We start from the raw sequence: 750 nt of genomic DNA, 5'->3' as shown, positions 1-750 counted from the left end.
GAGGACGAGGCCTCGCGCCGTGCGCGGACGTCGTGGAAGTACCAGCGGTACATGCGCGACTACCTGCGCTGCGTGCAGGCGGTCGACGACTCGATCGGGGAGATCCTCGAGCGCCTCGACGCCGAGGGGATCGCCGAGGACACGCTGGTGGTCTACACCTCCGACCAGGGCTTCTTCCTCGGCGATCACGGCTGGTTCGACAAGCGGTTGATGCTGGATGAGTCGTTGACCATGCCGATGCTGCTGCGCTGGCCGGCGGCGATCCCCGCCAGGCACCGTGTCGGCGACATCATCTCCAACGTCGACTTCGCTGCGACGCTGCTGGAGGCCGCGGGGGAGGAGCCCTCCGCGCTGCCCGCCCAGCAGGGTCGCAGCTTCCTGCCGCAGCTGCGCGGCGAGAGCGTCCCGGACTGGCGTCAGGCCGTCTACTACCGCTACTGGGAGCATGACGACCCCGAGCACCATGCCCCTGCCCATTACGGGGTGCGCACCCGGGAGCTGAAGTACATCCGCTATTACAACGACGGGCTGGGCAGCCCCGGCTCCTCGGACCGGATCATGCCGGTCGAGGATGAGCTCTACGACCTCGTGGCTGATCCGCGGGAGTTGACCAATGTCGCCGCCGACCCGGCCTATGCGCAGCGGCTCGTCGAGATGCAGGAGCTGACCGCGCGGCTGCAGGCCGAGTACGGGGACGCCCCCTACGAGGGCCCGGACACGCCCCGCCTGGAGTGGCCGACCGCACGGTGA

Annotated in this window: 1 protein-coding gene; it reads left to right on the top strand. The window is 69.2% G+C overall.

The window, feature by feature from the left end; genetic code table 11:
• Positions 1-750, top strand: a 750-nt coding sequence (locus D1648_RS17710) for a sulfatase/phosphatase domain-containing protein (RefSeq protein WP_122943926.1), incomplete at its 5' end; no start/stop codon positions are given.

The organism is Brachybacterium sp. EE-P12 (genome assembly GCF_003711805.1).
GTDB lineage: Bacteria > Actinomycetota > Actinomycetes > Actinomycetales > Dermabacteraceae > Brachybacterium.
Note: the sequence above shows the minus strand (reverse complement) of the source record. Positions and strands in the feature narration are given on the sequence as shown.